Source organism: Amycolatopsis ultiminotia (genome assembly GCF_039536925.1).
Classification (GTDB): Bacteria; Actinomycetota; Actinomycetes; order Mycobacteriales; family Pseudonocardiaceae; genus Amycolatopsis; species Amycolatopsis ultiminotia.
Map to the genome: position 1 here is coordinate 375,336 of NZ_BAAAZN010000004.1, position 24,283 is coordinate 399,618.

The 24,283-nt window shown below is 71.4% G+C and carries 21 protein-coding genes and 1 pseudogene; 9 read left to right on the forward strand and 13 right to left on the reverse strand.

All coding sequences use genetic code 11. The features are described 5' to 3' along the window. Positions 1-172: 172 nt before the first annotated feature. From ABD793_RS12180 to ABD793_RS12190, 3 genes are read right to left on the reverse strand one after another with little or no spacing between them, the layout of a single operon-like run. On the reverse strand, positions 173-1,258 hold the full coding sequence (locus tag ABD793_RS12180) for a glycosyltransferase family 4 protein (protein WP_344858832.1): 1,086 nt from the start codon (positions 1,256-1,258) through the stop codon (positions 173-175). Beyond that, positions 1,251-3,764 carry a glycosyltransferase gene (locus ABD793_RS12185; RefSeq protein ID WP_344858834.1) on the reverse strand — a complete coding sequence of 838 codons (2,514 nt, stop codon included), beginning with the start codon at positions 3,762-3,764 and terminating at the stop codon, positions 1,251-1,253. Before ABD793_RS12185 ends, ABD793_RS12180 begins: the two co-directional genes overlap by 8 nt. 34 nt (positions 3,765-3,798) lie before the next feature. Then, positions 3,799-4,725, reverse strand: a complete 927-nt coding sequence (locus tag ABD793_RS12190) for a glycosyltransferase family 2 protein (RefSeq protein ID WP_344858836.1) — start codon at positions 4,723-4,725, stop codon at positions 3,799-3,801. Positions 4,726-4,743: 18 nt separating this feature from the next. On the opposite strand from ABD793_RS12190, the gene ABD793_RS12195 reads away from it, so the two are divergent. Continuing rightward, positions 4,744-5,988, forward strand: coding sequence for a glycosyltransferase family 4 protein (locus ABD793_RS12195; protein ID WP_344858838.1), 1,245 nt, complete (start codon positions 4,744-4,746; stop codon positions 5,986-5,988). Between the two features lie 1,532 nt (positions 5,989-7,520). Beyond that, positions 7,521-8,651: a glycosyltransferase family 4 protein gene (locus ABD793_RS12200; RefSeq protein WP_344859223.1), complete on the forward strand. Its 1,131-nt coding sequence runs from the start codon at positions 7,521-7,523 to the stop codon at positions 8,649-8,651. Positions 8,652-8,670: 19 nt separating this feature from the next. On the opposite strand, the pseudogene mptB reads toward ABD793_RS12200, so the two are convergent. Then, positions 8,671-10,098, reverse strand: a pseudogene (gene mptB / locus ABD793_RS12205) (polyprenol phosphomannose-dependent alpha 1,6 mannosyltransferase MptB); the annotation flags it as partial. A 196-nt stretch (positions 10,099-10,294) separates the two neighbouring features. On the opposite strand from mptB, the gene ABD793_RS12210 reads away from it, so the two are divergent. Next, positions 10,295-11,158 (forward strand): glycosyltransferase family 2 protein, encoded by an 864-nt coding sequence (locus tag ABD793_RS12210; protein ID WP_344858840.1) that lies wholly within the window; start codon positions 10,295-10,297, stop codon positions 11,156-11,158. A 390-nt stretch (positions 11,159-11,548) separates the two neighbouring features. Here ABD793_RS12210 and ABD793_RS12215 read toward each other — a convergent pair whose 3' ends face one another. After that, complete coding sequence (locus tag ABD793_RS12215) at positions 11,549-11,998, reverse strand: hypothetical protein (RefSeq protein WP_344858842.1); 450 nt, start codon at positions 11,996-11,998, stop codon at positions 11,549-11,551. Positions 11,999-12,140: 142 nt separating this feature from the next. On the opposite strand from ABD793_RS12215, the gene manB reads away from it, so the two are divergent. Together manB and ABD793_RS12225 are read left to right on the forward strand one after the other, a co-directional pair. Then, positions 12,141-13,220, forward strand: coding sequence for a mannose-1-phosphate guanylyltransferase (gene manB / locus ABD793_RS12220; protein ID WP_344858844.1), 1,080 nt, complete (start codon positions 12,141-12,143; stop codon positions 13,218-13,220). After that, positions 13,220-14,113 (forward strand): DNA-3-methyladenine glycosylase family protein, encoded by an 894-nt coding sequence (locus tag ABD793_RS12225; RefSeq protein ID WP_344859227.1) that lies wholly within the window; start codon positions 13,220-13,222, stop codon positions 14,111-14,113. The genes manB and ABD793_RS12225 overlap by 1 nt, the downstream gene beginning before the upstream one ends. Before the next feature lie 93 nt (positions 14,114-14,206). On the opposite strand, the gene ABD793_RS12230 is transcribed toward ABD793_RS12225, so the two are convergent. From ABD793_RS12230 to ABD793_RS12250, 5 genes are read right to left on the reverse strand one after another with little or no spacing between them, the layout of a single operon-like run. Beyond that, the gene (locus ABD793_RS12230) at positions 14,207-14,569 is read right to left on the reverse strand and encodes a GntR family transcriptional regulator (RefSeq protein WP_344858846.1); all 363 of its coding nucleotides are present in this window, start codon (positions 14,567-14,569) and stop codon (positions 14,207-14,209) included. Positions 14,570-14,573: 4 nt separating this feature from the next. Next, positions 14,574-15,113, reverse strand: coding sequence for an NUDIX hydrolase (locus ABD793_RS12235; protein WP_344858849.1), 540 nt, complete (start codon positions 15,111-15,113; stop codon positions 14,574-14,576). Beyond that, positions 15,110-16,531, reverse strand: coding sequence for a coenzyme F420-0:L-glutamate ligase (locus ABD793_RS12240; RefSeq protein ID WP_344858851.1), 1,422 nt, complete (start codon positions 16,529-16,531; stop codon positions 15,110-15,112). Before ABD793_RS12240 ends, ABD793_RS12235 begins: the two co-directional genes overlap by 4 nt. Next, entirely contained in the window at positions 16,467-17,459 is a 993-nt protein-coding gene (gene cofD / locus ABD793_RS12245; protein WP_344858853.1) for a 2-phospho-L-lactate transferase, read from the reverse strand. The genes ABD793_RS12240 and cofD overlap by 65 nt, the downstream gene beginning before the upstream one ends. After that, positions 17,456-18,205 (reverse strand): GNAT family N-acetyltransferase, encoded by a 750-nt coding sequence (locus tag ABD793_RS12250; RefSeq protein ID WP_344858855.1) that lies wholly within the window; start codon positions 18,203-18,205, stop codon positions 17,456-17,458. The genes cofD and ABD793_RS12250 overlap by 4 nt, the downstream gene beginning before the upstream one ends. A 46-nt stretch (positions 18,206-18,251) precedes the next feature. On the opposite strand from ABD793_RS12250, the gene ABD793_RS12255 reads away from it, so the two are divergent. The 3 genes from ABD793_RS12255 (at position 18,252) to dapC (ending at position 19,949) form a co-directional block, all read left to right on the forward strand. Then, a complete protein-coding gene (locus ABD793_RS12255; protein WP_344858857.1) occupies positions 18,252-18,425 on the forward strand; it encodes a hypothetical protein in 174 nt (57 codons plus the stop codon). A gap of 121 nt (positions 18,426-18,546) precedes the next feature. Beyond that, positions 18,547-18,867: a ferredoxin gene (gene fdxA, locus ABD793_RS12260; RefSeq protein ID WP_086680320.1), complete on the forward strand. Its 321-nt coding sequence runs from the start codon at positions 18,547-18,549 to the stop codon at positions 18,865-18,867. Beyond that, positions 18,864-19,949: a succinyldiaminopimelate transaminase gene (gene dapC, locus ABD793_RS12265; RefSeq protein WP_344858864.1), complete on the forward strand. Its 1,086-nt coding sequence runs from the start codon at positions 18,864-18,866 to the stop codon at positions 19,947-19,949. Before fdxA ends, dapC begins: the two co-directional genes overlap by 4 nt. Positions 19,950-19,953: 4 nt before the next feature. Here dapC and ABD793_RS12270 read toward each other — a convergent pair whose 3' ends face one another. Then, positions 19,954-20,574, reverse strand: a complete 621-nt coding sequence (locus ABD793_RS12270; protein ID WP_344858866.1) for a TetR/AcrR family transcriptional regulator — start codon at positions 20,572-20,574, stop codon at positions 19,954-19,956. Between the two features lie 81 nt (positions 20,575-20,655). Here ABD793_RS12270 and ABD793_RS12275 point away from each other — a divergent pair, with 81 nt between their 5' ends. Next, on the forward strand, positions 20,656-22,077 hold the full coding sequence (locus ABD793_RS12275; protein ID WP_344858868.1) for an FAD-dependent monooxygenase: 1,422 nt from the start codon (positions 20,656-20,658) through the stop codon (positions 22,075-22,077). A gap of 168 nt (positions 22,078-22,245) precedes the next feature. Here ABD793_RS12275 and ABD793_RS12280 read toward each other — a convergent pair whose 3' ends face one another. Both ABD793_RS12280 and dapD read right to left on the reverse strand, forming a co-directional pair. Next, complete coding sequence (locus ABD793_RS12280) at positions 22,246-23,208, reverse strand: CHAD domain-containing protein (protein ID WP_344858870.1); 963 nt, start codon at positions 23,206-23,208, stop codon at positions 22,246-22,248. Positions 23,209-23,302: 94 nt separating this feature from the next. After that, positions 23,303-24,283 carry a 2,3,4,5-tetrahydropyridine-2,6-dicarboxylate N-succinyltransferase gene (gene dapD, locus ABD793_RS12285; protein ID WP_344858872.1) on the reverse strand — a complete coding sequence of 327 codons (981 nt, stop codon included), beginning with the start codon at positions 24,281-24,283 and terminating at the stop codon, positions 23,303-23,305.

Here is a 24,283-nt window from a genome sequence, read left to right on the forward strand (position 1 = left end):
CTCGGGTTTCGGTGTGGATCACCACAATCTGCACCGAACCGGGTGGTCCTCACACACGACTGCCGCACCCCCCGGACGGATCCAAGGCCGCCACCGCAGCGGCTCGGGCAATCGGAACAAGTCGGGTTCCGCGCCATCCTTCGAGAGTGTCCACATCCGGCCAACCGACCGGCTACCGCTGTACCGCCTGCCGGTAAGCCGAGACCGTCCGCAATGCGCAGTTGCGCCAGGTGAATCCGGCCGCGTGGGCGCGGCGGGCGGTGGAGGTGGCGGTCGCGTGCGGGTCGATCACCGCGGTGCGCAGGGCGGTGGCCAGGCCGTCCACGTCGTCGTAGGGGACCAGCGTCGCGCAGTCTCCTGCGACCTCGCGCAGTGCCGGGATGTCCGTGCAGACCACCGGGACGTCCGAGGCCATTGCCTCCAGTACCGGCAGGCCGAAGCCCTCGTCACGGGAGGGCAGGACCAGTGCCGCCGCGCCCGCAACCACCGTGCGGAGGTCCACATCGGACAGATAGCCGGTCTGGCCGGAGCGGGGCAGCCGGGGGAACGGGCCGGGGCCCGCGAACACCAGCGGTGGCAGGTCCGGGGCCGCGGCGTGGGCTTTGGCCAGCCAGTCGAGGCCCTTGCGTGGGCCGGCCGCGCCCGCGAACAGCAGGTACTTTTCCGGCAGCCGCAATTTCGCGCGTACGCCGTCCTCCGGCGGGCGGGCGGTGAACCAGGCCGGGTTCACCCCCAGCGGCGTGACCATGATCCGTTCCCGGTCCACGTCCAGCTTCTCCGCGACCGCGTCGGCGACCGCGGCGGTGGGCGTGCAGATCACGCTCGCCCGGCGGGCGCCCCGGCGCACCAGTGCGGGCAGCGTCCGGTCGGACGGGTTGAGCTCCTCCGGGGCGTCGAGGAAAGCGAGGTCGTGGATGGTCAGCACGCCCGCGGCCCGGATTCGCCCCGGCAGCACGAAATTCGTGCCGTGCACGACGTCGGTGGGGCCGGCGAACAGCTCCACCGGCGGCAATTCCGAGCGCAGCCAGGTTCCGCGCAGCAGCCGGGCGGACACCGGCATTCCGCGGGCCTGCACTCCGTGCGGTAACACCTTGCGCAGCTTTCGCCAGCCACGCAACGTGAACGCGACCGCCCGAAGGTCCACTTCGGACATCGAGGTGAGTTCTTCGCTCAGTGCAGCGGTGTACCGGCCGATACCCGTGCGGGAGCCGAGCAGCGGTGTGCCGTCCAGCAGAACCCGCAACGGACGATCAGCCACGGCGCAACCGTCCCCGTGCGAGCTTCACGACCCGTCCGGTGGCCCGCTTCGCCAGCTCTCCCGGACCACCTGCGGCAAGGTATTCCCGCACCAGCGCCAGATCCCGGCGGACCAGCTCGGCGCCGCGCACCGGGGCCGACGTGGTGAGGTCGCCGGTTCCCGGCAGCCGGTCCGCCGCCGGGCGCGGATCGCGGCAGAACTCCACCAGCGGCTTCAGCGCCTCCGGCCAGGCGAAGCGCTGCGCGACCGTCTGGATCCGTTCGACGCAGCCTGCCGCGAACTCCTCGTCGTACAGCGTCTTCTCCAGCGCGGCAGCCAGCGCCTCGGCATCCTCGGCCGGCACCACGACACCGAGCTTCTCCGCGCGCACCAGATCGGCGAACGAGTCACCGTCGGTGGTCACGATCGGCAGGCCTGCCCACAGGTAGTCGAGCACCCTGGTGCGGAACGCGAAGGTGGTCTCCACGTGCTCGTAGTGCGTGGTCACGCCGCAATCGGAGTCGAGCAGCCAGTTCTGCCGGTCCGAGTAGGGCACCCACTGTTCGTTGAAGAACACGTGCTTGTCGGTGAGGCCGAGCGAATCGGCGAGCCGCACCGTGCGCGCGCCGATGTCCATCTCGGCGACCTCGGGATTCGGGTGCTTCATGCCGAGGAACACCAGCCGTGCGTCGTCCCGGCGCTGGCGCAGCAGGTCGAACGCGCGGATCAGGGTGAGCGGGTCGAACCAGCTGTACACCCCGCCCGCCCACAGCACCACGTGGTCGGTTTCGCCGAGCCCGAGCGCGGAACGCAGGCCGGGTCCGGTCCGCACGGGCGCCTGCGGCGACAACCCGAACGGCACCACCGCAAGCAGCGACTGCGTGGTCGGGTCCGCGTCGTAGAGCCGCGGCGAAAGCCTGCCGAGTGCGGCGAGGTGGCCGAGCCAGAAGTGCCGCTGCCGTTCCGAGGCGCAAAGGAAGAAGTCGGCGCGTTCCAGCTGCGCGTCGAGCACCCTGGTGACCCCCTCGAGGTCGAGCGTGCGCCGGTCGTCGGGTGCGTCCTTGCCCTGTTCCAGCAGCTCCAGGTGCATCGGGTCGTACACGTCGGCGACCACGATCTTGTTCTCGTGCTGCTTCTTCAGCGACGGTGCCAGCTCGAGCACGTGCCCCTGCAGGATCACCACGTCCGCCCATTCGATCGGGCCGTCGAGGTCGCGGTGCTTGCCGGAGCTGATCCGGAATGCGGCGGGCGGCGGCGCGACCAGCGGGTTGGTGGTCATCAGGTGCACTTCGTGCTCGGCGGCGAGCGTCGAGGCGATGTTCCACGCCCGGATCGCCGGACCGGCCATCCGCTCGGTGATCGAATCGCCGGTCAGCACGAGGATCTTGCGCCGCCTGCCGAACACCGCCTCGATGCCGAACGCCTCGACCAGGATCTCGTGCCCCCGCAGGTATCCCGGCAGCGGGTAGGCCGGTTCGAGCGCCTTGCGCAGCAACGGCAGCAGATCGGCATCGGTGCGCACCCGCGCGGCCTGTTCGGCGGCCCGCGACCCGGCCAGCGAGGGCAGCATCTCCACGAACCGGTCCACGGCCAGCACCCCGGCGAGCGTGCTGCGCGGGACCGCGACCGCGGACGTGTCGACCGGGCCGACCCCCTTCGCCAGATCCAGCTGGTCGGGGTCGATGTCGCCGCGGGCGGTGGCGCGGCGCACGGCCAGCGCGAGTGCGGCGGGCAACGCGCGGGCCAGCGACTCGTCGGAGAGGTTCTTGTACAGCGCGGCCAGCGCGTTGCGTTCGAGGAGGAACGTCTCACGGCCGGTGTCCGGCGCGTCGACGGCGGCCATGGTGGCGTGGTGGCGGTGGTAGGTGAGCGATTCCGGGACGTACCGCACGCGCCAGCCGCGCAGGTTCAACCGCCAGCCGAGGTCCACGTCCTCGTAGAACATGAAGAACCGCTCGTCGAAGCCGCCCAGCTCGGCGAACACCGAGGCACGCACGAACATCGCCGAGCCGGTGCCGAAGAGCACGTCCTTGGCCATCCCGTGCTCGGCCTCGGGCACGTCCGCGAGCGGGCTGCCTGCGTGCCGCTTGTACCCCATGCCGAACCAGGTGAGCCCGGCGTCGACGAAGTCGGTACCGGTGCCGTCCCAGTCGAGCACCTTGCTCGCCACCGCGGCCACGGTGGGCTGCGCGCGCAGTTCGGCGACCGCCGCGGAGACCCACCCGGGCGCCGGACGGGCGTCGTTGTTGAGGAAGCCGAGGACGGTGCCGTTCGCGTGCTGCGCACCGAGGTTGCAGCCGCCGGCGAAACCGGTGTTGACCGGCGACTCGACCAGCGTGATGTCCGGCGCCGCAGCCCGGATGCGCGCCACGTCGTCCCCGCCGGAGGCGTTGTCGACGCAGATCAGCTCGACGTTCTCGTAGTCGAGATCGGCAGTGAGCGCCCGCAGGCAGGTGATGGTGTCGTCGGCGCCGCGGTAGTTCACCACGATCACCGAGACGAGCGGTTGCGGGTCCCCCACTGCCAAGACGAGCTCCCTGTCCATCGGATTTCCGCCCAGCTTAAAGGCCGGCCCACGCCTCCCAGATCGCGCCTCGGCCCAGTGCCGCGATCCGGCTCACGCGACGGCGTTCGCGCAGCGTGCCGGGCAGCCGGACGACAAGTTCGCCCAGCACTCGCCAGCGCAGCGCGGGCGCGAAGTTCGCCGCGGCCGGCCGGTGGCGGCGCAGCGGCAGCAGCACGGTCAGCGCGGCGAACTTCACCAGCTCGCGGACGGCTACCGCGGACGGCGCGCAGCGCAGCAGCATGAGCAGCCGGTTGCGCTCGTTCCAGCGGTGAAACAGCGGGGAGCCCGGCCGGGTGCTGGCGCCGTGCAGATGCCGCACCCGGGCTTCGGCGGACACCACGTGCCAGCCCGCGAGCCGCAGCCGCCACGCCGTGTCGGTGTCCTCGTAGTAGCAGAAGAAACCCGCCGGGACGCCGCCGACCGCGCGCACGGCGTCGGTGCGCAGCAACGCCGCGCCACCGCAGAAGCCGAACACCTCGTCGCTGGGCTCGGTGAGGTCGGCACCGTGTCCGTCGGCGGTCAGCCGGACGCCGGTGGACTGTGTGCCGCCGTCGGCCAGCTCCAGCCGCGAGGTCACGGCGGCGGCGAGCGGCTGGCTGTCCAGTGCGTCTTCCAGTTCGGCGAGCCAGCCGGGTTCCGGTTCCGCGTCGTCGTTGAGCCAGGCGATGCGGGGAGTGCCAACCTGTTCGAGTGCCCTGGCCATCGCGCCGGCGTACCCGGTGTTGCGCCGCAGCCGCAGCACCTGCGGCCTGCTCGGGTGCGCGGCCAGCAGCGCGCCGGTGCCGTCGTCCGACGCGTTGTCCACCACGAGCGTCCGATGTGGACGGGTCTGTGCGGCGAGAGCGTCGAGGCAGGCCGTGACGTGACCTGCCCCACGCCAGGTCACCACGACGACGGTGGTGCCGGATTCCGCGCTGGTCACCTGGAGGACAATAGCGTCGTGCCCGAACTGGTCGTACTCGCCGAGCAGCTGCTTGCTCCCGTTCCGGGTGGCACCGGTCGGTACACGGCGCAACTGTTGTCCGCGCTGGCGGCCACCGCGCCACCGGGCTGGACGGTCTCCAGCGTCGTCGCGCGGCATGCGGACGTCTCCGCCGCGCGGGTGGAGGGCGTCGAAGGACCGCGCACGCTGCCGTTGCCACCGCGGGCGGCGATCGCGATGTGGCAGTTCGGCGTGCCTTGGTGGCCGGGCGGTGACGCGGTGCACGCTCCGACGCCGTTCGCGCCACCGCGGCCGCCTGCGGGGCGGACACTCACCGTGACCGTGCACGACACCGTGCCGTGGACGCATCCGGAGACGCTGACCGCACGCGGCGTGAGCTGGCACCGGTCGATGATCGCGCGGGCCGCCCGCCGTGCGTCCGGGCTGATCGTGCCGACCCGCGCGGTGGCCGACGAACTGGCCGTGCTGGTGGACGTGACGGTGCCGGTGCGAGTGGTGCCGCACGGCGTGACCGTGCCCGAGGGCTCGGCGGAGCTGGACCTGCCGCCACGGTACGTGCTGGCAGTCGGCACGATCGAACCACGCAAGGGCATGGACGTGCTGGTGGACGCCGTGGCGCGACTGGACGGTTCGGCTGGGTCGGATGGTGTGGCCGGGGCAGGCGGCTCGGCTGGGTCGGGCGGTTCGGCTGGGCTGGGTGGTGTGGCTGGGTCGGGCGGTTCGGCTGGGTCGACCGGGGCGGATGGTTCGGCTGGGTCGGGTGGTTCGGCTGAGCCGGGTGGTGTGACGAGGCCGGGTCTGGACGGGGTGGCGCTGGTGATCGCAGGCCAGTCCGGCTGGGGCGCGATCGACCCGAAGCGGCTGGCCGCCGACCGCGGCCTGCGTGACGTGCGGGTGCTGGGCAAGGTCACCGACGCCGAACTGGCCACCGCGATACGCGGCGCGAGCGTGCTGGCCGTACCGAGCCTCGCAGAGGGTTTCGGCCTGCCGCTGCTGGAGGCGATGGCGATGGGAATTCCCGTGGTGCACACCGACGTCCCGGCACTGACCGAGGTCGCCGCCGGCGCCGGAATCGTCGTACCGAGGGGCGACGTCGCAGCACTGGCCAACGCACTACGCGAGGTCCTGACCACCCCGTCCCGAGCCGCGGAACTGTCCCGCCTAGGCAGGGAACGCGCCCGAACCTTCACCTGGCGAGCCGCAGCGGAAGCAGTGTGGGCAGCCCACCGACGCCCCTCCTGACAAACCGAGCGACCCGGTTGAGGAAGCAGTTCGGTTGGCCTGAACGGCCCGGCCACCCGAGCGGTTCGGCCACCTGAACGGCCCGGCCACCTGAACGGCCCGGCCGCCTGAATGGCCCGGCCGCCTGAATGGCCCGGCCACCCGAGCGGTTCGGCCAGCTGAGCGGCCCGGCCAGCTGAGCGGCCCGGCCAGCTGAGCGGCCCGGCCACCCGAGCGGCCCGGCCGCCTGAATGGCCCGGCCACCCGAGCGGCCCGGCCACCCGAGCGGCCCGGCCACTCGAGCGGCCAAGCCACTCGAACGGTTCGAGTGGCCCGATCGGCCCGAGTGTTTCGAATGGCCCGTCGGCCCGATCGGCTCCGTCGGCCCGAAGGGCTCGAGCAGCCCCGACCGGCCCGGTCAGCGCGGTCGGCCCGAGTGTCTCGAACGGCCCCATAAGCCCGATCGACCCGAATGTCCCGAACGGCCCGGTCGCCTCGGCGGGACCGGGCCAGTGATGACTGCGGTGCGTGCGAGCGGCCCGCTGGCAGCGATTTCTGGCGGGGTGAATTCTTGTACGCGGAGCGTGCGGCCCGCTCGTGCCGGCCAGCCGCGGTTCGAGTGGCCCGCTCGTGCCAGCAGTGGCGGGTCGAGTGGCCCGCTCGGACCGAACTGCAGGTTGGCCTGAATTGCTCCAACGGCCCGGTCGCCCCGATTGCCCCGGTTGCCCGGTGGGATCGGGTCAGAGGCGGCTACGTGCGTACGAGCGGCCCGGTCGCAGCGATTCGTGGCGGGTGAAAGTCCCGCTCGTGCCGGAATGGCGGGGCAAGTGGGCCGGTCGTAGCTGCAGTGTGAGCGGGCCGACGATCACAGTCCTGGCGGGACAACCGGCCCTTTGGCAACCGTTGTGGCGGGACAATCGGCCCGTTCGTAACTGTTTGTGGTGGGGCGAGTGGCCCGGTGGCGACGGTCGTGGTGGGGCGAGCGGCTCGGTGGCGACCGTTGTGGTGGGGCGAGCGGTCCGGTGGCGACCGTTGTGGTGGGGCGAGTGGCCCGGTGGCGACCGTTGTGGTGGGGCGAGTGGCCCGGTGGCGACCGTTGTGGTGGGGCGAGTGGCCCGGTGGCGACCGTTGTGGCGGGGCGAGCGGTCCGGTGGCGACGGTCGTGGTGGGGCGAGCGGTCCGTTGGTGGCGGTGGGGTGAGCGGGCCGGTTGTGGCGGCAGTCGAGGCGGTCCGGAGGTCGCGGGACGACCGGGCCGGTCGTCCCGCTGCGGTGGGGGAGTGATGGGGGCTGTCGTGGTGGGTTGGTTCCGGTGGGGTGGCTGGATCGGGTGGTGGTTGCGGGTGGGTGGTTGCGGTGTGTGCGTGAGCGGGCCGGTGGTGCGGGGGCGGGCGACGGCTGTGCGGGGATGAATGGGGCGGCGGGGTGGGGTGTTCGGGCAGGTGGTGGCGTCTTGGTGGGCGTTGTGCGGGGGTGGCGCCGGTCAGTTTGTCGGTTCCCCACCTGTGCGTTGCGTGATCGCCGTACGCTGCACTCGTGACCGGTGATCCCCGTGTGCTGATCGACGCGACTGCGGTGCCGGCGGACCGGGGTGGCGTCGGCCGTTACGTGGACTCGCTGGTCGGGGCGCTCGACCAGGACGGAGCTCGGCTCACCGTGGTGTGCCAGCCGCGGGATCTGCTGCTGTACAACCAGCTTGCGCCCGGTTCGCGGGTGGTGCCCGCCTCACCCGCGACCTCGACCCGCACCGCGCGGCTGACCTGGGAACAGGCGACCCTGCCGCGGCTCGTACGGCGGCTCGCCGCGGACGTCGTGCACTCGCCGCACTACACGATGCCGCTGGCCAGCAGCGCCGCTTCGGTGGTCACGTTGCACGACGCGACGTTCTTCACCGACGCCGTGCTGCATTCCTCGGTCAAGGCCCGGTTCTTCCGCGCCTGGACGGCGACCGCGCTGCGGCGGGCGACGCTGTGCGTGGTGCCGAGCCACGCGACGGCCGCCGAGCTGGCCCGGGTCAGCCCGGTCCGCCGGGCGGAGTTGGACATCATCTACCACGGCGTGGACTCCGACCGGTTCCACCCGCCCTCGCCAGGGGAGATCGCCGCCGCGCGGGCGGCCGTCGGGTTGGGGCGGACGCCGTACATCGCGTTCCTCGGCGCGCTCGAGCCACGCAAGAACGTGCCCGCGCTGATCCGCGGGTACGCCCGCGCGGTCGCCGGGCAGCGGGACGCGCCCGCGCTGGTACTGGCAGGCCAGCCCGGCTGGGACACCCAGGTGGAACGGGCGCTGGACGCGGTACCGCACCGGCTGCGCGTGATCCGCGCCGGTTACCTCCCGTTCGACACGCTCGCCGGGTTCCTGGGCGGGGCGGAACTGGTCGCGTACCCGAGCCTCGGCGAGGGTTTCGGACTGCCGGTCCTGGAGGCGATGGCGTGCGGTGCGGCAGTGCTGACCACCCGTCGGCTGTCGCTGCCCGAAGTGGGCGGTGACGCGGTCGCCTACTGCGGGGTCGGCGCCGGCGACGTGGCCGCGGCGCTCACCGAGCTGCTGGCCGATTCGACCCGTCGGGCGCTGCTGGCTTCGGCTGCTCAGCAGCGGGCGAAGGACTTTTCCTGGTCCACCACGGCGGAGCGGCATCGAGAGGCGTACGGGAAGGCGTGGCACCGGCATCTGCGGGCGCGCTGAGTTCCGCACGCCGGGGCCTGCGCAGCACCAGAAACGTCACCACGACCAAGGCGACCGCGATCGCGTAAGCGGTCACGAGCAGGCCGACGCGACCGGCGAAGTTCCCGCCCAGCGGCGGCAGGATCAGCGCGAACAACGCGGAGAGCGCGATCAGCCCGTTCCGCGCCCGCCCGGCGGGCAGCGTCGCGGCGAGCGGGAGCACCGCCCACAGCAGGTACCACGGCTGCACCGCCGGCCCGAACACGACGAGCAGACCCAGCATCAGCCCGAGCGCCCGCACCTCGTCGACGCGACCGGTCCACTGCCTGCGCAGCACCAGCACGATTCCGGCCGCGCTCAGCAGGTAGCCGATGATCTTGCCGACGCCGATCATCGCCTGGGTCAGATGCGCACCGAACAGCGAGCCGATTCCCCCGATCAGGAAGCCGAACCAGTTCGTCGGCGCCATCCAGCTGTTCACCTCTCCGGAGGTGCCCAGCGCCGACACCCAGCCGAAGCCGAGCCCGCTCAGCACCGAGACGAGGACGGACACCACCGCGAACAACGCGACCATTCCGGTACCGGCGAGCAGGAAGTCGCCGAGCCTGCCACCACGACGGCGGGCGAGTGCGGTGCCGACCGCGGCCAGTGCGACCAGCGCGGGCAGCTTCAGCTCGGCGCCGAGTGCGATCAGCACACTGCCGAGGACGAACGGCCACCACCGGATCCGCTCGCCCAGCGCGTCGAACGCGACGGCGGTGCCCGCGAGCATGAGGCCAAGCATCAGCGAATCGTTGTGCGCGCCTGCCACGAGATGCCAGAGCACCAACGGGTTCAGCACCCCGAGCCACAGCGCGATACGCGGCGAAGCCCCGGCACGCACGGCCAGCCGCGGAACCGCCCAGGCGATCAACAGCAGGCCGAGGACCTCGACCAGCCGGTGCAGCGCCACCCCGGCCACCGGGTTTTCCGCCGACGCCTGTGCGATCACCCGTTCCACCACGCCGAACAACGGGCCGTACGGCGACGGGGTGTTCTGCCAGTAACCGCTGACCCGCCCCACGACCGCGGAGGCTGCGCCGAGCCCGTCCACCGGCCCGACGACGTTCGGGTCCAGTCCTCGTGCGGCAAGTTCCCCTTGCGCCAGGTAACTGAAGACGTCCCCGCTGAACAGCGGCGGCACGATCAGCAGCGGCACACCCCACAGCACGGCCGTCCACCTCAGCCACGCCGTGCCCGGCAGTGCCCGCCCGACCGCGAGCAGCGCCCAGCACAGCACCAGCAGCCCGACGCCCCCGACGCCGGCGGCGAGCGCAGGCACGGCCGCCCCCGGTGCCGACGGTCCGGCCAGCACCGCCACGGTCAGCAGGACGACGCCGGCGAACCCGGTCCAGCGAAGCGCATTCGGTGCCGGAAGGCCGAACCGTCCTTTTCGGTCGGACGAGCGCCGCGAAAACCATTGCCGCATCGTCGAAGGCTAAGGGGCTGAACAGGGGCTTCGCGCACCGGATCGGACATCGTGGCCATTCGGGCGAGGTCGGCGGTAAGAACGGTCATTCGGCCGAGGCCCGAGCCAACGGCAGCGAGTGCGCACCGGCTGATCACCCTTGGTGACCGTTGCGAGCGGCCGTGGTCGCGGTCGGTGAGCGGGGGACAATGGCCCGGTGACTGAGCAGCGCGCGTACGGCGACCGGATCGGGATCGTGACGGTGACCTACTTCGCCGGGGACACGCTGGGGAAGTTCCTCGACACCCTGGAGAAGGCCACCGAACGGGAAGTGCACGTCGTGGTCGCGGACAACGCCTCCACCGACGGTGCGCCGGAGAAGGCCGCGGAGCGCGAGAACGTCACGCTGGTCAGCCTCGGCGAGAACGCCGGTTACGGCACCGCGGCCAACCGCGGCGTCGCGGCGCTCGACGACAGCTACGGCTGGGTCGTGGTGGTCAACCCCGACCTCGAATGGGAGCCCGGCGCGCTCGACGCGCTGCTGGAGGTCGCCGGACGGTGGCCGCGCGGGGCAGCGTTCGGGCCGCTCATCCACGACCTCGACGGCACGGTCTACCCGTCCGCGCGGCTGCTGCCCTCGTTCGGGCGCGGGATCGGGCACGCGGTGTTCGGAAAGGTGTGGCCGGGCAATCCGTGGACCCGCGAGTACCGCCAGGACGCCGCCACTCCTGCCGAACGCACGTCCGGCTGGCTTTCCGGCTCCTGCCAGCTGTTCCGGCGCGAGGCGTTCGATTCCGTCGGCGGCTTCGACCCTCGCTACTTCATGTACTTCGAGGACGTCGACCTCGGTGACCGGCTGGCCAAGGCAGGCTGGCTGAACGTTTACGCGCCCTCCGCCGGCGTGATGCACATCGGCGGGCACTCCACCGCGCAGGCCTCGGCGAAGATGCTGCGTGCGCACCACGCGAGCGCCTACCGCTACCTCGCCGACCGGCACCAGGGGCTGCGCTGGAAGCCGGTACTGGCCGCGGTGAAGCTGGGACTTGCCTTGCGCGTCAAGCTCGAGACGCGCAAGGGCTGACTTCCGCGGGCGCAGGATTCCGGCCCATCCGCTACAACAGCTGATCCTGGGAGCGTGGCGTCGTGGCCGGGCGAAGCCACCGGGGCAGCGAAGAGCCGCTGGCGCGCGCCAGCTGTTGCCGCCTTCCAGTAACCGCACGTAGTTTGCGGTTTCCCCCAGTCGCGTGGTTGGCGAGCCGGTGCACCGTCCACTCCGGGCACGGAGTGCCGGCCAAGCCACTGCTCGGATCGCAGCCGCCGTTCGAACTCGCCGCCGGAACGGCGGTGTCGATCAATGCCGCCGTCGAAGGACCTCGGCATGCCCTTCAGCGTGCCCGCGCCCGGTACTCGCGGATTCCGGACGGCGTGCAGCGCGAGCGGTCAGCGGACTCGGCGCTGTGGGGGCCGGCTGTTACAGCCCGTCGAGCCGGCGGGCCAGGTTGGATTGCCCGCTGTTCTGCTGAACCGTGGGCACCAGCCCGGTCATCTCCTCCTCGGCGGGCTCCTTGAGCGGGCTCGCCACCGGCTGCGCCTTCGGCCGCGGCACCAGCGGGGTGGCCGCGGCCTGCGGGCCGGGCACCTCCAGCGGCGTGGTCGGCGTGGGGCGGGCGAGCGGATGCTCCTCCGGCTGGGTCGGCGCGTGGCTCTCCAGCGGGTGGTCGTCGTTCTCCTCGATCAACGACGCAGGCAGCTGCGTGGTCGTGTCGGGGTCCTGCCCGTCCAGCTCGGAGACCACGGATCTGGCGATCTGCTGGGTGTTGGAGGCGTCCATCGGCGACGTCATGTTGTCCGGCGTCACCACGAAGGCGCCGCGCGAACGAGCACGTGCGAGCAGCGCGTCCGCGCGATCGCGGGGGTCCATTCCCCTCGGCCTCCCGACTGGCCCGGGGCCCCTCTGGGAAAGGCCCGCCTGTTTCCTGCCTAGGGTAGGCCCTCCCAGCCCGCGCCGCCCACGTTTCCCGCAGGCCTGTCGTCCAGCGGTGCGTGATACAAAGGAGAATTCTGTGACGTCCGAGATCGAGGTCGACGCCGTCGTGCTGGTCGGGGGGCGGGGTACGCGGCTGCGCCCGCTCACGCTGTCGGCGCCGAAGCCGATGCTGCCGACGGCGGGGACCCCTTATCTGAGCCACCTGTTCTCCCGCATCCGCGCGGCCGGGATCAGGCACGTCGTGCTCGGCACCTCCTACCGTGCGGAGGTGTTCGAGGAGTACTTCGGCGACGGATCCGCGCACGGGCTGGAGCTGGAATACGTCGTGGAAGAGGAACCGCTGGACACCGGCGGGGCCATCCGCAACGTCCACGACCGGCTGCGCGCGGAGCACGCCATCGTGTTCAACGGCGACATCCTCTCCGGCGCCGATCTGCGTGCGCAGATCAGCGTGCACGTCGAGTCCGGTGCGGACGTCACGCTGCACCTGCAGCGGGTGCCCGACCCCAGCCGCTTCGGTTCGGTGCCGACCGACCGGGACGGACGCGTCACCGCGTTCCTGGAGAAGACGCCGGACCCGCCGACCGACCAGATCAACGCCGGCTGCTACGTCTTCCGCCGCTCGGTCGTGGAGACCATCCCGGCCGGACGGCGGGTGTCGGTGGAACGCGAGACCTTCCCCGGCCTCCTCGCCGACGGTGCGCACCTGCATGGTTTTGTCGACTCTTCGTACTGGCTCGACGTCGGCACGCCGGAGGCGTTCGTGCGGGGCAGTGCCGACCTGGTGCGCGGTATCGCGCCCACCGCGGCGCTGGCCGGTCCGGTAGGCGATTCCCTGGTGCTGGACGGCGCTTCGGTCGATGCCGCGGCGATGCTGTCGGAGGGCACGACGGTGGGTGCGAACGCGGTGGTCGAAGCAGGGGCGACGGTCGCGGGATCGGTCGTGTTCGACGATGCAGTGGTCGGGGCTGGCTCCGTTGTGGAACGTTCGGTGCTGGGCCGCGGCGCACGGGTCGGGGCAGGCGCGGTGCTGCGTGGTGTGGTGCTCGGTGACGACGCGAACGTGGGCGCCGGCTGTGAGCTGCTGGACGGTGCCCGGGTCTGGCCAGGGGTGACCCTGCCGGACGGCGGGATCCGGTTCTCGAGCGACGCATGATGCAGTGGTGTCCGCCGTTCCCGCTGGACCTGGCCGCGGTGCTGGGTCCGCTCAGCCGTGGCCGGGGTTCGCTGAACTTCCGTGCGCACCGCGGCGTGTGGTGGCTGGCGGCCAACACCCCCGGCGGGCCGGGCACGCTGGCATTGCTGCGCCGTGCTGACGGAGTGGTCGAGGCCGAGGCATGGGGTGACGGCGCGGAGTTCCTGCTCGACGGTGTGCCCGCGCTGCTCGGCGCGGACGACGACGACACCGGGTTCGTCGCGCACCACGACGTGGTCGCCAGTGCCCGGCACGATTCACCCGGCCTGCGGCTGAGCTCGACCGGGCGGGTGTGGGACGCGCTGTTGCTGGCCGTACTGGAACAGAAGGTGACGGGCAAGGAAGCGATCCGGTCGTGGGCGCAGCTGTGCCGGTGGTTCGGCACGCCCGCACCCGGTCCCGGCCCGGACTTCCTGCGGGTACCGCCGGATCCGATCGCGGTACGGTCCATTGTGGACTGGAACTGGCACCGGATCGGGGTGGATCTCAAGCGGCGGGAGGCACTGGTGGCGGCGGCCAGAGTGGCCCCGCGGCTGGAAGAGGCGGCCCGGATCGGTGGCCGCGAGGGGCGCGCGCTGCTGCGCACCGTACGCGGTGTCGGCGTGTGGACCGCGGCGGAAGTGGCCCAGCGCGCATGGGGCGATCCGGACGCGGTCAGCTTCGGCGACTACAACATCCCGTCGATGGTCGGCCACAACCTGCTCGGCCACCGGATCGACGACGAGCAGATGGCGGAGCTGCTCGCACCGTACGCACCGCATCGCCAGCGCGTCGTGCGCTACCTGGAGACCGCCGGCTCCCGTGCGCCACGCTTCGGACCACGCATCGAACTGCGCGACTACCGCGCGATGTGAACTACCGCTGCGGCGGATAAGGCTGCTGCGGCGGGAAATAACGTCACCGGTAGCAGAATGCCGTTCAACAGTCCCCTGTCAGCAGCCAGGGGCTTACTGCACCTGCCGCAGCGCCGCCTCCGCGATGGACAGTCCCTCGTCTGCCGACAGGCCCAGCTGTCGTATTGCCGAGGCGTACGTGGCGGCCGCTGTGCGGGCTTTCGTGCGGACTTCGTCGCCTGCTGCTCCGACGAAGGTGCCGGCTCGGCCGCGGGTTTCCAGCAGTCCGGCTTCTTCCAGTTCGCGGTATGCGCGGGCCACCGTGTTGGGCGCGATGCCCAGATCGGCGGCCATGGCGCGCACTGTGGGCAGCTTCGCGCCGACTGCCAGCGTGCCGTCGTTGATCTGCGTGGCCAGCGAGGACCGCACTTGCTCGTACGGCGGGACCGGCGACGTGCTGTCGTAACTGACGCTCACCGGCTCACCTTAACGACGAAACCGCCACCTGCAGCAGTTCGGTCAGGTCCTCGGTCCCCTCGGGCAGCGCGTCGAGCGGCCACCAGCGCAGGTCGTCGGACTCGTCGCTACGCACGGGTTGTGCACCTGGCGGCGCCTGCACCACGTACCGCACGTCGAAGTGCCGCGTCGGCACGCCCAGTGAACACGTGACCGGGTGGACGTCCAGGTGCACCGGCGTCTCGCTGATGGTCAGCCCGGTCATGCCGGACTCCTCGGTCGCCTCCCGCAGTGCGGCATCGACCAGCGACCCGTCCGACGGCTCACAGTGCCCGCCCAGCTGGAGCCACCGGCCCACTCGCGGGTGCAGGGTCAGCAGCACCTGCGCACCGGTCGAGTCCAGCAGCACGGCGGACGCGGTGAGGTGCCCGGCCTCGCAGGCGCGTTGACAGGTGTCCGAACGAGACGCGAGGAAGCCGAGGAACGCTTGCCGCAACGCCTCTTGCGAAGGCGTCGAAGGCGTCCACTCCGAGAGCGTGGAGACGGCTGAGGCATGCAGCGTCACAGCTCGACCAGTCCTTCGCCGGGCGAGAGCGGTCCGCGTGCAGGCGGCGGGCCGCCTGCCGGATGCCCGATGGCGACGGACCCCAGCGGTTCCCACCGTTCGTCCAGGCCCAGCGTGGACCGCACGAGATCGGCGGCGAAGATGGTGGACCCGATCCAGCACGAGCCGAGGTCTTCCGCGGCCAGCGCGACCAGCAGGCCCTGCACCGCGGCACCCGCGGCGACGGTGAACATGGTGTGCTCGTGGCCGTTGCGCCGCTCGTCGCGGTAGGTGTGTGCGCCTTCCGGCACCAGGAACGGGATCACCAGCTCCGGCGCGCGGTACAGGATGTCCCCGCGGGACAGCCGTTTCGCGATCTGCTCGGAGGTGAACTCGTCGCCGCTCAGGTCGGCCTGCCACGCCTCGCGCATCGCGTCGAGCAGCTTGCGGCGCAACCCGTGGTCACGCAGCCAGAGGAAACGCACCGGATGCGTGTGGTGTGGCGCGGGTGCAGTGAGCGCCGAGGCGACCGCGCGACGCAGTGCTTCCGGGTCCACCGGCTGGTCGCTGAACTGCCGCACCGAACGCCGGTGCGGTACGGCCTCGCGGCGGCCCTGCGCGACGGACTCGTTGGTACCCAGCCGGAACAGGTCTTCGTCGGCAGGCCGGATCAGGTCACGCGCGGTGGAGCCGTCGTCGGTGAGCGTGAGCCCGCGCACCACGGCCACCGGCAGCCCGCCGAGCTTGCCCTTCACCAGGTCCGCGGCGGCGGCCAGTTCGTCGGCCACCGCGATCTCGGTGACCGCGAGTTCGTTGCCCTGCACGTCGATCTGCCCGGCGTACCCGTGCAGCACGCGCAGACCGGACGCACCGATCGCGGCGTCGGTCTGGCCGACCCGCCAGGCCCGGCCCATGGTGTCCGTGACGACCACCGCGACCTCGACCCCCAGCCGTTCCCGCAGGCCACGCCGCAGTGCCAGCGCCGAAGCGTCCGGATCGGCGGGCAGCAACGCCACCTCGTCGCCCTGCACGTTCGACGCGTCGATACCTGCTGCGGCCTGCACGATGCCCAGCCGGTTCTCGGTGATCAGCGTGCGCGCGACCCTGGCCACCACCCGCACCGATTCCTGCTCGACCAGCTCGCGCCTCGCGGCGTCGCGGGCCTCGGGATCGCTGGGCACGCGCACGAGCCGTCCCTCGGCCTTCGACAGGATCTTGCTCGTCACCACGAGCACGTCGCCCGAACGCAGCCACGGCGCGGCGGCCGCGATCGCGCCGGTCAGATCGGCGCCGGGGCGGAACTCCGGCAACCCGGTGACCGGCAGGATCTCGACCTTCGCCGACGCGTGGTCGGCGCGGCCGGGCCGGATGGGATCAGTCAACGGAAACTCCCGCCACCTCGAATGCTTCGCGGACCATCGCCGCGGTCGCGTCCACATCGGACATCAGCAGTGGCACCGCGCGCACCTGCACCCCCGGCACCGTCACGTCGTGGTCCTCCGGCGCCACGAGCCAGCCGTCCAGCACACCCCCGTCGGAGCGGGCGCCGTAGTGCCTTCCCACTGCCTCTGCCGACGTCTCCACCCCGATCGCGGTGAGGCAGGCGTCGGCCATGCCGCGCAACGCTTTCCCGCCGATGATCGGCGAGATCCCGACCACCTTCGCGGTCGACTTCCGCAACGCTTCGCGTACTCCGGGCACGCCGAGTGTGGTGCCCACCGAGACCACCGGGTTCGACGGCGCGAACAGCACCAGGTCGGCCTCGGCCAGCGCCTCCAGCACGCCGGGGCCGGGCTTGGCCTCGTCCGCCCCGACCGAGACGATCGAATGCGCGGGCCGGTCCGCCTGGTAGCGCACCCACCACTCCTGGAAGTGGATCGCCTTGTGCTGTTCCGGCTGGTCCGGATCGTCGATCACCACGTGCGTCTCGACCCGGTCGTCGGTCATCGGCAGCAGCCGCACGCCCGGCTGCCAACGGTCGCAGAGTGCTTCGGTGACCGCCGAGAGCGGATAGCCCGCGCGCAGCATCCGGGACCGGATCAGGTGCGTCGCGATGTCCTTGTCGCCGAGCCCGAACCAGGTCGGCTCGGCACCGTAGGCGGCGAGCTCGTCCTTGACCACCCAGGTCTCGCCCGCGTGGCCCCAGCCGCGTACGGAGTCGATGCCGCCGCCGAGGGTGTACATGCAGGTGTCGAGGTCGGGGCAGATGCGCAGGCCGTGCATCCACACGTCGTCGCCGGTGTTGACCAGCGCGGTGACCTCGTGCGGGGAATCCCCGGCGCCGATCGCGGGCAGTCCGAGTGCGGTCTTGACGCCGAGCAGGAAGCGGGCGCCGCCCACCCCGCCGACCAGTACGACGATCTTCACGACTGCGGATCCTCGCACGTCCGCGGTCCCGGGCCCCAGTACCGGTACCTGTGGTGCTCCGTACAGCCGAGTGCGGAATACAGCGCGAGCGCTCCGGTGTTGTCCAGGGCCACCTGCAGCACCCACTGCTGCGCGCCGTTCGCGCGGCCCCATGCGGCGAGTGCGTACAGCACGCTGGTCGCCAGGCCACGGCGCCGGAACTCCGGCCGCACGGCGAGCCGGGCGACGTGCAGCCAGCCGTCCACGACCGCCCCGCGCACGGCACCCGCGGTGACGCCGTCCGCGGTCACCACCCCGTAGCCGACCTTCCCGGTGGCCATCACGTGCCGTTCGGCGACGCTCGGTTCCGGCTTGCCCACGGTCAGCTCCCACCACTGCGGGGTGGGCTCGTCGAGGACGTCGGCCTCCGGCGCCGGACGTGACGGCAGCGGTCCGGTCAGCACGCTCACCCGGTGTCCCGCGGCGTGCTCGACCTGCTCGCGCCAGCCCGCGGCCGCCACCGCGCGTTCCTGCTCGCTGCCTTCCACGACCTGGACCGCAGGAGGGATCGCGCGGGCGTGGGCGAAGTCACATACGGCGGCGAGCGCCGTCGGCGCGTCCCGCCCGGCATCGCCGACCGCGAGTGCGCTGTTCGCACGGCCGGTGAAGCCCTCCGCCCAGCGCAGCCGCCACTGTCCGAGCGGCTCCTCGACGACCGGGGGCCATGCCCTTGAACAGACCACTTCGAGCTTTTCCACGTCGTTCACGGTTAGATTGTGACTGAGACGGGTGCCCATTCCGCAGGGAGAACCGATGAGCTACGTGCGCAAGGACGACCGGCACAACGAGGACCTGGTCGACGAGATCGCCGACGGCTTCCGGCGGACGCTGGAGGAGAAACGCGAGGACGGCAAGTCCACCGGCCCGGGTTTCACCATCACCGGGGACGCCCGCAACGCTCCGCAGCCGCGTCGGCGGGACCGCTGAGCGGCCCCGATTTCCCGTACCAGGGGCAGGAATAAGGGTCGCCTAACCGGCACCGGTGGTGCGGTGAGCGCGTAATGTCCGCACCAGAGATGGCCAAGCAGGAGAAAAGCAGGAGTACGCAGTGACCTACGTGATCGCCGAGCCCTGCGTCGACGTGCTCGACAAGGCGTGTATCGACGAGTGCCCCGTGGACTGCATCTACGAGGGCGAGCGGATGTTGTACATCCACCCCGACGAGTGCGTCGACTGTGGTGCCTGCGAGCCGGTCTGCCCGGTCGAGGCCATCTACTACGAGGACGACGTGCCGGACAACTGGTCCGACTACACCAAGGCCAACGTCGACTTCTTCGACGAGCTGGGCTCGCCGGGCGGCGCGTCCAAGGTGGGCAAGACCGCACACGACCCCGGTTTCATCAAGGCGCTGCCCCCGCAGGGCGAATGACCCGGCTGCCCGACTTCCCCTGGGATTCGCTCGCCGAGGTCAAGGCCCGCGCGCAGGCGCACCCGGGTGGCATCGTCGACCTGTCCATCGGCACGCCGGTGGATCCGGTGCCGGCGAGCATCCGCGACGCGCTCGCGCTGGTTTCGGACATCCCAGGTTACCCGGCCACGCACGGCACCCCGGCGCTGCGCTCGGCGGCGGTCGAGGCGCTCGGCCGCCGGTACGGGATCACCGGTATCGAACCGGACGCGGTGCTGCCGACCATCGGGTCGAAGGAGGCCGTGGCCTGGCTGCCGCGGCTGCTCGGCTTCGGACCGGGTGACGCGGTGGTGATCCCGGAGCTGGCGTACCCGACGTACGAGGTGGGTGCGCTGCTCGCGGGGGCCGAGCCGGTGCGTGCCGACGGGCTGACCCAGCTCGGACCGCGCCGTCCGGCGATGATCTGGCTCAACTCCCCGTCGAACCCGACCGGTCGCGTACTGGGCGTCGAGCACCTGCGCAAGGTGGTCGAATGGGCCCGCGAGCGCGGCACGATCGTGGTGTCCGACGAGTGCTATCTCTCGCTCGGCTGGGAGGCCGAACCGCTGTCGGTGCTGCACCCGTCCGTCCACGGTGGACGGACCGACGGCCTGCTCGCGCTGCACTCGCTGTCGAAGTCGGCCAACCTGGCCAGCTACCGCGCCGGATTCGTGACCGGCGATCCCAAGCTGGTCAAGGACCTGCTCGAGGTGCGCAAGCATGCAGGCATGATCGTGCCGCGCCCGGTGCAGGAGGCGATGGTCGCCGCGCTGACCGACGACGAGGCGCTGGCCGCGCAGCGTGAGCGGTACCAGCGGCGCCGTCTGGTGCTGCGCAAGGCGTTGCAGAACCACGGTTTCCAGATCTCGCACTCGGAGGCCGGGCTGTACCTGTGGGTCACCCGCGGTGAACCCGCGCTGCGCACCGTCGACTGGCTGGCCGATCGCGGCATCCTCGTCGCCCCCGGCAGCTTCTACGGCCCGTCCGGTGATTCGCACGTGCGAGTCGCCCTCACCGCGACCGACGAGCGGATCGAAGCGGCTGCGGACCGGCTGGCCGGCTGAGGCCTCAGTAGTCCCGGCCGGTGAAGCCGCGGTAGACGAACCGCGTCAGTGCTTCCACCGCCTCTTCGTCGGTCGGCGGGGTCAAGCCCGTCGGCTGCGGGCTGAGCAGCCACATCTGCGCGAAGCTGTCGATCAGCTGGTACATCATCGCGATGGTCAGCGGGGTGCTCGCCGGTAGCCGGAGCCCGGCGGCCGTGACGTGGTCGAGATGGCCGTTGAGGTCGGCGGCCTGCGCCACGCCGAAGCTCGCGTAGGTGGCGGCGAACTCGTCGTTCACCATCGACGCCTGGCGCAGTGCGAGCATGGTGGCCGCGTTCGCGCGGTAGTACGCCCAGTACTGCTGCACGTGCCAGCGCACCGCCGCCGGATCGCTGAAATCGGACAGGTGGTCCTCGGCGGCGGCGTCCTCGTCGCCCGCCGTGGCCATGTCGGACAGCAGCGCGCTGAGGAGTTCCTCCTTGCTCGCGAAGTGGTTGTAGAACGATCCCGCGGCCCGGCCTGCTTCCGCGGTGATGTCGGTGATCTTCGTGTTCAGGTAGCCCTTGCGGGCGAACACGCGCTTGGCCGCCTCCTTCAGCGCCGTCTCCGTCTCGGCGGCTTTCTCCCTGCGGCTCGTCGCCGTCATCCGGCACCTCCCTTGACAAGAAACGCTAGCAGCGAGCATTCTGAATCCAGATTCACTGAATTATAGTTCACTGGAGGGACGATGAACACCACCACGGTGCTGATCGCGGGTGCCGGGCCGACCGGACTCACGCTGGCGATCGAACTGGCCCGGCGCGACATCCCGGTCCGCCTGGTCGAGAAGGCGGACACGTACTTCGCCGGCTCGCGTGGCGACGGCCTGCAGCCGCGCACGCTGGAGGTTTTCGAGGATCTGGGGGTGCTGGACGCGGTGCTCGCGGCGGGTGCGCCGCCGTTCCCGATGCGGGTGTACCTCGACGGCGAGTTCACCACGGTGCGGTGGATGGCCGAGCGCGTCGAGCCGACGCCTGCCGTGCCTTATCCGAACGGATGGTTCCTCGGCCAGTCGCAGACCGAGGGCATCCTGCGTGATCGGCTCGCCGAACTGGGGGTCCGGGTGGAGCTGAGTACGGCGTTGACCGGGTTCAGCCAGGACGAGGACGGCGTCACCGCGGAGCTGTCGACGGGGGAGACCGTGCGGGCGGCGTACCTGGTGGGTGCCGACGGCGGGAAGAGCGTCGTGCGCAAGAGCCTGGGTATCCCGTTCGAGGGCACCACCGACGAATCGATCCGGATGCTGCTGGGTGACGTGCAGGCCGAGGGCCTCGACCGGACCTCGGGTTACTGGTTCGCGGCCAAGGACGAGCCGATGTCCGGGGTGATGTTCACGCCGCTCGCGGGCACCCCGCACTTCCAGTTCGGCGCCCCGCTCGGCGACGGCGACCTCGACACCGAGACGTCGCTGGCCGTGCTTCAAGCGCACCTCGACCGCGTTTCCGGTGGCGGGATCCGGCTGCACGACCTCGTGTGGTCCACGGTCTGGCGGCCGAACATCCGGCTCGCCGCGTCGTTCCGCCGTGGTCGGGTGTTCCTCGCCGGCGACGCAGCGCATGCGCACCCGCCGACCGGCGGACAGGGGCTCAACACCGGCGTGCAGGACGCGTACAACCTCGGCTGGAAGCTCGCCGACGGTTCACCCGAGCTGCTGGACAGCTACGAGCCGGAACGCCGCACGGTGGCCGCCCGGGTGCTCGGGATTTCCACTGCGCTGCTGGACAAATACGCCGAGGGCGATGAAGAAGCCCATCGCCGCGGGCCGGAGACCCAGCAGCTCGACATCAGCTACCGCGGTGGCCCGCTGTCCCCGTCGGGGGCCGGTGCCCTGCGTGCGGGCGACCGGGCGCCGGACGCCCCGCTGGTGGACGCGAACGGCAAGCAGGTGCGGTTGTTCGAACTGTTCCGCGGTCCGCACGCGACCGAACTGCGCTTCGGCGGCGGACCGCTCGGCGCGGAGCACCCGGCTCATCGAGTGCTGCCCGCCGGATCGACCGCGTCCGGTGCGGACCTGGTCGACGCCGGCGGACATGCGTTTGCCGCGTACCAGGCCGAGCCCGGCCGTCGGGTGGTGATCCGGCCGGACGGCTACGTGTGGTCGATCGGCTGAACCGCGGTTGGCCGGCCGGTTGCCGCCGCCCGGCTTGTCCGGCAAGGGCATTCCGGCCTCGTCGCCGGAACCGCGTGGTGCCGCCGGGGAGCGGACCGGGCCGCTTTCCCGATCCGTGACCAGTCGTCCGGAAACCGTGCGGGCTGTTTCCCGGTCCGCGACCTGCCATCAGGAGGCGGCGCGGGCGGCTTTCCGGATCCGTGACCACAACTCGGGCCAGGCCGCGCGTGCCTCGGCGCGCTTGGTTCGTTGGTGCTCGGCGATGCGGCCCGCGACGAAGCCCACCTCGGCGTCCGTGCCGGCGATGGCGGCGCGCACCTTCTCGGCGGCTACCACGGCGTCTTGGTGATCGCCGAGCACTGTCTGGAACTTGCGGGTGGCCTTGATCAGTTCGGCGAGCTTCGCGGCTTGCTTCTTCTTCGCCGTCGTACGGGCCAATTCCGCGGTGTAGCGCAGTTTCTTGCCGTGGATGCGCAGTGCGTGCAGATCGTCGTCCGGCGGGACGGACGGCAGCGCGCGGACTGCTTCGGCCAGCTTCCGGTACGGCTTCCGGAGGTCCACGGCCAGGCTCGGCTTCGCGGCCGGAGCCTCGTCGATCTCGTGTTCGGGGATCCGGGTGAGCTGGGCGATGCTCTGCAGCAGCGTCGCGTAGCGGGCGTCGTCCATGGTCTGGATGAGCCGTCCGCGGGCGGCATCGCGTTCGTCGGCGAAGACCGACAGCAGCCGGTAGCCTACCGGCTGGTCGTGGATTTCGAACGTGGCAATGACCTCGCGGAGATGGCCGATCAGCACGTCGTAGTCCCGCACCTCGCCGAGTGACTGCCCGAACCGGCCCAGTTCGGCACGGACCTGCTTGCCCGCCGGTCCGAGCAGCCGGCCGGAAGTCTTGAGCACACTGCGCATCCGGCGCAGCGCGACCCGCATCTGGTGCAGATCCTCCGGATCGGTGCCGCTGCGGGTACCCGCCGCACGGGCGAGGAGTTTCCGCAGTTCGTGATCGAGCTTGACGCGAACGTGGGTGGCCGCCGGGGCACGCGGCCCGGCCTTCAACGGTTCGGCGGCGAGCCCGAGCGCGGCCGGGGTGGCCGGTTCCGGAGCGGGGAGGGGCGACGGTGCCGATGCGGGGGTCATCACCTGAATGGTAGGTGAACAAGCGGTGCCTGCAGAGACGGGAAACGGGTGCTTCCCCAGGTGGGAGGCACCCGTTTCGCGCGGCGGCCGAGGCTCAGTTGGCGTGCAGGGCGGCGTTCAGCTCGATGCCGACGCCGGTTCGCGGTACGACCTCGACTGCGCCGGTGGCGGAGTTGCGGCGGAACACCGCGCCCGAGATGCCGGAGAGTTCGCGGGCCTTCACCGTCTTGCCGTCGACCTCGACCTTGGTGCCGGACGTGACGTACAGGCCGGCCTCCACCACCGAGTCGTCACCGAGCGAGAGGCCGATTCCGCCGTTCGCGCCGATCAGGCAGCGCTCGCCGACGGAGATCACCTCGGTGCCGCCGCCGGAGAGGGTGCCCATGATCGACGCGCCGCCACCGATGTCGCTGCCGTCGCCGACGACCACGCCTGCCGAGATGCGGCCTTCGACCATCGACGCACCGAGCGTGCCGGCGTTGTAGTTCACGAAGCCTTCGTGCATGACCGTGGTGCCCGGCGCCAGGTGCGCACCGAGACGGGCGCGGTCCGCGTCGGCGATGCGTACGCCGGCGGGCGTCACGTAGTCGACCATGCGCGGGAACTTGTCCACCCCGTACACGGTCACCGCACCACGCGTACGCAGCCGAAGCCGGGTCTGCTCGAAGCCTTCGACCGGGCACGGTCCGTGGTTGGTCCACACGACGTTGGCCAGCAGGCCGAAAATGCCGTCGAGGCTCTGCCCGTGCGGTCGGACCAGCCGGTGCGAGAGCAGGTGCAGGCGCAGGTACACGTCGTGCGCATCGGCGGGCGCGGTGACAAGGCTGCCGATCGTGACGCGCACCGCCACGACCTCCACACCTCGATCGGTGTCCGGGCCCAGCAGGGTGGCGGCGGCTTCACCGAGCAGGTCCGCGGTCTGCTCCGCGGTGAGCCGTTCGGTGCCGGAAGTACCGGCTTCGACCAGCTTCGGCTGCGGGTACCAGGTGTCCAGCACCGTCCCGTCGGACGCGACGGTGGCCAGGCCGACGCCGACGGCGCCGGTCTTCTCGGGATCAGGCGTTTGCTCGCTCAC

What these genes read in the sequence shown, in the direction of transcription:
- ABD793_RS12215 (WP_344858842.1), bottom strand. Translation starts at nt 11,998, where the DNA reads ATGGACCCCCGCGATCGCGCGGACGCGCTGCTCGCACGTGCTCGTTCG.
- ABD793_RS12225 (WP_344859227.1), top strand. Translation starts at nt 13,220, where the DNA reads ATGCAGTGGTGTCCGCCGTTCCCGCTGGACCTGGCCGCGGTGCTGGGT.
- ABD793_RS12240 (WP_344858851.1), bottom strand. Translation starts at nt 16,531, where the DNA reads ATGTGGACGCGACCGCGGCGATGGTCCGCGAAGCATTCGAGGTGGCGG.
- ABD793_RS12255 (WP_344858857.1), top strand. Translation starts at nt 18,252, where the DNA reads ATGAGCTACGTGCGCAAGGACGACCGGCACAACGAGGACCTGGTCGAC.
- dapC (WP_344858864.1), top strand. Translation starts at nt 18,864, where the DNA reads ATGACCCGGCTGCCCGACTTCCCCTGGGATTCGCTCGCCGAGGTCAAG.
- ABD793_RS12270 (WP_344858866.1), bottom strand. Translation starts at nt 20,574, where the DNA reads ATGACGGCGACGAGCCGCAGGGAGAAAGCCGCCGAGACGGAGACGGCG.
- ABD793_RS12275 (WP_344858868.1), top strand. Translation starts at nt 20,656, where the DNA reads ATGAACACCACCACGGTGCTGATCGCGGGTGCCGGGCCGACCGGACTC.
- ABD793_RS12280 (WP_344858870.1), bottom strand. Translation starts at nt 23,208, where the DNA reads ATGACCCCCGCATCGGCACCGTCGCCCCTCCCCGCTCCGGAACCGGCC.